The following is a 4,524-nucleotide window of genomic DNA, read 5'->3' as shown; positions in this document are numbered from 1 at the left end:
GAGGACGACCGCGAGCAGCAGGAGGAGGCCCGCCGACAGGCGGGAGTCCAGCATGATCTGCGCAGTGATCAGGACCTGCGCCAGCGGGTCGGAAACAGCGGGATATTTCTGGACGTGGGCGATGATGATGTCGGCCTGGACGTCGTAGAACCCCCGCGAGCCCAGCGTCACGACCACCGCGATCAGCAGCAGCGGCCCGAGCGCCGACCGCGGCCCGTGCACCCGCGGCGCCCACACCCGCGCCACCCACCGCACCCACACCCCCAGCAGCAGGCCCGCCACCGCCAGCACCACCAGCCCGGCGAGCTGCACCGACACGGGGAACGGCGCCAGCGCATGGTCGGTCATCCTGCTCGGGGCCAGCACCCAGCCGCCCGCCAGCCCCACGGCCAGGCCCAGCGGCACGTGCACGGCGTCGCCGCGCGCCCCCACGGCCCGCAACGCCCGCAACCCCAGCGCGACGGCCAGCAGCAGGGCGAACACCTCCGCCGGCCACGGCAGCGTGTTGGTGCGTCCCTGCGCGGTCAGCGACGTGGCCGGATCCATGGTCAGGGAGAAACAGCCGCCCAGCGCCAGCGGGAAGACGAAACCCTGGCGCACCAGCGGCTCCTCGTCCTCCAGCGCGGCCCGCCGGACGGCGAGATGCGGATGGGTGCGCACCCGCAGCGACACCGGCCACCGGCGCGGCGCCGGCGCCTGCTCGAACACGCGGCGCAGCGGCGTCGCGTCCCGCTCCCACGACAACACGCGGGCGTCGGCCATCAGCTCACGCGACTGCAGCACCACCGAGCGGGTCAGCCACGACAACACCGCCAGCCCGGCGATCTGGGCGGCGAACAACCACGACAGCGCCGCGCGCGCCCCGAACGGCATCAGCTCCGACCGCAGGAACGGCGCCTGCCCCGACACCACCCCGTTCACGGCGGCGAGCAGGCCCGGCACGAGGATCACCCCGGCGTAGGACCGCCACATCGCCAGCGTGACCGCCGTGATGGTCAGGTCCCTGTTGCGCACGTGCGCCAGCTCGTGCAGCACCACCGCCCGGAACAGCGGCCGGTCGCGCTCGAACGACATCCAGGTGCCCCGGCTGATCACCACGTACCGGCTCCCGGCCCGCCCGAAGGCCAGCCCGGCCACCGCGGGATCGAGCACGTCGAGCAGGAAGACGACCCGGCGGCCGCCGAGCACCTCCGCCGCCATCCGCCGCAACTCCTCGCCGACCTCGCCGCCGACCGGACGCAGCCGCCGGCGGCGGATCCGCCAGGCCGGGCCGAACCAGTACTGCAGCGCGGTGAGCAGGACGAGCGTCGCGAAACAGAGCAACACGCCGAGCCGGAGATCCTGGTGAGCCCCGCGGCTCATCACGTCGCACGCGGGATCGTCCAGGCCCTTCAGCGCCGCGAGCTGGCACGCCTCCCTGACCTTCGCCGGGACCTCCGCCCCCTGCACCGACAGCAGGTCGAAGATCCCCGGCCGGTAGATCGCGGTCGTCGCGAACGCCAGGCTGATCAGCAGGACGAACGCGGACGTGGTGGCCGACGGGAGACGGCCTCTCATGACGGGTTGCGGGCCAGCTCGCTCACCACCGCGTCGGCCAGCGCGTCGGCCTGCGCCTGCGACATGCCCATCCGGCGCGCCTTGTGGTAGGCGACCTTGCGGATCTCCGTCAGCCGGGCCGGCGGCAACGGCGCCGGGCCCGCCGGCTGCGCCTCGGGCAGCTCCCGCGGACGGCGGCGCAACCGGCCGATCAGCCGGCCGGTCCACGAGCCGACGTCCTTGCCCACGTCCGCGAGCACCGTGGTCACGACGCCGGAGACGATCGCCGTCACCAGCAGCTCGTCCACCCCCGGCAACCCGAAACCGAGCGGATCCCGATGCGACCTCGGCCTGGTCCTGCCGCCGAGCGCGTCCCAGGTCTGGTCGAACAGCGGCAGTTCGGCGGGAGCGATCCTGGTCACGACCCGGCGGCTGAGATCCTTGGCGAACACATCGGACACCTAGCCCTCCAACAGGAGAATTCCGTTGCCTGAAATATAGGCAGCTGCGAGGCCGGATGTCCTCGGATACCGACGGCCCGGCCCGGCTTCCGCCGCATGTCCTCCGTGGCCCGTCCGATGACTAGTCGCCGTGGAGCCCGTCGGGGTCGCAGTAGTCGATCTCGTTCGTCGGCTTGAAGTCGGCCACGATGATCTCGCGCCGGAACGGGCCGCCGCTCTCCATCTCCTCGGCGGACGCCTCGAAGGTGAAGCGCTGCATGGGCCGCAGCAGCCTGCCCGCGATGACCACCGGCCTGCGCACCGAGTAGATGGCGGGGAACGGGCAGCAGTAGTAGCTGCCGAGCGGCTTGCCCGCCGCGTCGACGGCGTAGGCGATGGCGCCGTCCCGGAAGGCGGCGTCGATCTGCGCCTGGATGTGCAGCGTGGCGGCCGGGTCGGGGTCGTACTCCCACATCTCCTTGACGGCCTGCCGGGCCTTGGGGTCGGCCTGCCAGTAGTCCCGCCGCTGCGGGTCGGTCAGGCACCAGGGGTCGAGGTCGCGCAGGTTCGCCTCAAGGGACCGGTACGTCGCCGCGGGCCTGGTGGCCGTGCTCTGGTAGGTGGCGATGTGCCTGGGCATGGCGATGAGCTGGCCCACGTGGTAGTAGAGCTCCAGGGACCGCTGCAGCCGTTGCTCGATCGCCTCGTGCAGGCTCGGCTGCGGATCGGCCTTGAGCAGCCCCTCGGCGTAGTCGGCGGCGGTGGCGGCCTCGGCCACGAGCTGGCGCAGCCGCTGCAGGTCGGCCTGGTGGTCGTGGTCGTCGGCGACGGTCTGCTCGAACACGCCGAAGGCCACCTCCGCGTGCCGGCGGATCGCGCGGGTGGCGGCCAGCATGCCGTGCAGATGGGGCAGCGGGCACGGGTCCGCCTCGGCCCATTCGGGCAGGTCGGCGGGCAGCTGGAGCTCTGTCTCGACCAGATAGCGGGTGTTGCCGGCCGCCTGCCGGGCGCGCGACACCCAGCCTTCCACCTGCGCGAAGCAGGCGGCCACCTGCCGGCTGGTGACCGGCGGCACGTAGCCCGCGGTGCGCGGGTCGGCGCTGTAGTCGGAGTCGAGCAGCTGCTCGCCGATGGTCTGCAGCACGAACGCGTTCCAGGTGCACAGCAGCTGCCCGGAGGCGGACTGCGGGCCGTGCCAGAGGTTGACGCCGTCCTGGACCAGGCGTAACCGCAGCTCCTCGGCACGCTCCAGCTCGGTGTAGACCAGGCCCCCGGCCCGCCGGTACGCCTCCAGCTCGTCCGCGCGCACCTCGCCCTTGTACGCCGCGACCATCCGCGTCATCAGCGTGGGCCGCCCCGGATCATTGGCCATCATGTACGTCCCCGTCCTCTTCCCCCGTGACAATTGGTGATCCGTACCCTAAGCCGCCATCCCCGCGACGGGCCATCCATGGCGAGCTCCGGGATCAGCCCGCGCGGCACGGAGGTGACGCCCTACGATCGGGGGATGGCCGTCCCCGAGCTGATCCGCATCGTGACGCGTTCGTCTCCCATGGCGCTGGCCCAGGTCGAGCGCGTCCGGCGGGAGCTGGCCGACCGGCATCCCGGCATCCGCACCGAGGTCGTCCCGGTCACCACGTCCGGCGACCGGTGGCAGGGGGCGCTGTCGGCGCTGGGCGGCAAGGGCGCCTTCACCAAAGAGGTCGACGAGGCGCTCCTGGCCGGCCAGGCCGACCTGGCGGTCCACTGCATGAAGGACGTGCCCGCCGACCGCCCGCTGCCGGCCGGCACGGTGTTCGCGGCCTTCCTCAAGCGTGACGACCTGCGCGACGCGCTCGTGCACCCCGGCGGCCTGAAGCTGGACGCGCTGCCCGAGGGCACCCGGATCGGCACGTCGTCGGTGCGGCGCGTGGCCCAGCTCGCCGCGTCCCACCCGCGGCTGCGCTGCGTGCCGATGCGCGGCAACGCCAACCGGCGCCTGGAGAAGCTCGACGCGGGGGAGGCCGACGCGCTGCTGCTGGCGGTGGCCGGGCTGGAGCGCATCGGCCGGCCGGAACGCATCACCGAGGCGCTGTCGCTGGAGACGATGTGCCCGCCGATCGGCGCGGGCGTGCTGGCCCTGCAGTGCCGGGAGGACGACCCGGCGACCGTCGACGCGGTCGCCGGGCTGGGACATGCCGACACGTGGCGGGAGATCACGGCCGAGCGCATGCTGCTGCACGTGCTCCAGGGCCACTGCAACTCGCCCATCGCCGGGTACGCCCGCGCCGAGCGTGACGGCCGGCTGTCGTTGCGCGCCCGGGTCTTCTCCCCCGACGGCAAGCGCGTGCTCGACGCGCACGAGTGGGCCGGTCCGCTCGACCCGGCGACGCTCGGCACCTCCGTCGCGGTCGCGCTGCACCGCCAGGGCGCCCGGGAGCTGATCGACGCCATCCCCCACTGACGGCGGGCCGCCTATGTCGTGGCGGCCGCCACCTCGTCCTGGTCGCGGAGGGGTTCGTCGCCGTGCAGCAGCCACTCCAGCGTGGCGGGGGTGGCGTCGAAGTGC

4 protein-coding genes are annotated in these 4,524 nt (G+C 73.2%); 1 reads left to right on the top strand and 3 read right to left on the bottom strand.

Annotated elements, in window-relative coordinates:
- From ACWCSD_RS48420 to ACWCSD_RS48410, 3 genes are all read right to left on the bottom strand, one after another.
- A partial coding sequence (locus ACWCSD_RS48420; protein ID WP_449925883.1) for a M48 family metalloprotease occupies positions 1-1,557 on the bottom strand: 1,557 nt, incomplete at its 3' end.
- A complete protein-coding gene (locus ACWCSD_RS48415) occupies positions 1,554-1,997 on the bottom strand; it encodes a hypothetical protein (RefSeq protein WP_358295504.1) in 444 nt (147 codons plus the stop codon). The genes ACWCSD_RS48420 and ACWCSD_RS48415, both read right to left, overlap by 4 nt.
- 121 nt (positions 1,998-2,118) lie before the next feature.
- Complete coding sequence (locus ACWCSD_RS48410; protein WP_449925880.1) at positions 2,119-3,351, bottom strand: hypothetical protein; 1,233 nt, start codon at positions 3,349-3,351, stop codon at positions 2,119-2,121.
- Between the two features lie 132 nt (positions 3,352-3,483).
- On the opposite strand from ACWCSD_RS48410, the gene hemC reads away from it, so the two are divergent.
- Positions 3,484-4,419: a hydroxymethylbilane synthase gene (gene hemC, locus ACWCSD_RS48405; RefSeq protein ID WP_449925877.1), complete on the top strand. Its 936-nt coding sequence runs from the start codon at positions 3,484-3,486 to the stop codon at positions 4,417-4,419.
- Positions 4,420-4,524: the final 105 nt, after the last annotated feature.

The sequence above is a fragment of the Nonomuraea sp. NPDC001684 genome (assembly GCF_053596515.1).
The sequence above is the reverse complement of the archived record's forward strand: the minus strand, read 5'-3'. Positions and strand labels throughout refer to the sequence as shown.

Excerpts from the sequence above, each read along its gene's own strand:
- ACWCSD_RS48410 (WP_449925880.1), bottom strand. The coding sequence starts at position 3,351 with ATGATGGCCAATGATCCGGGGCGGCCCACGCTGATGACGCGGATGGTC.
- hemC (WP_449925877.1), top strand. The coding sequence starts at position 3,484 with ATGGCCGTCCCCGAGCTGATCCGCATCGTGACGCGTTCGTCTCCCATG.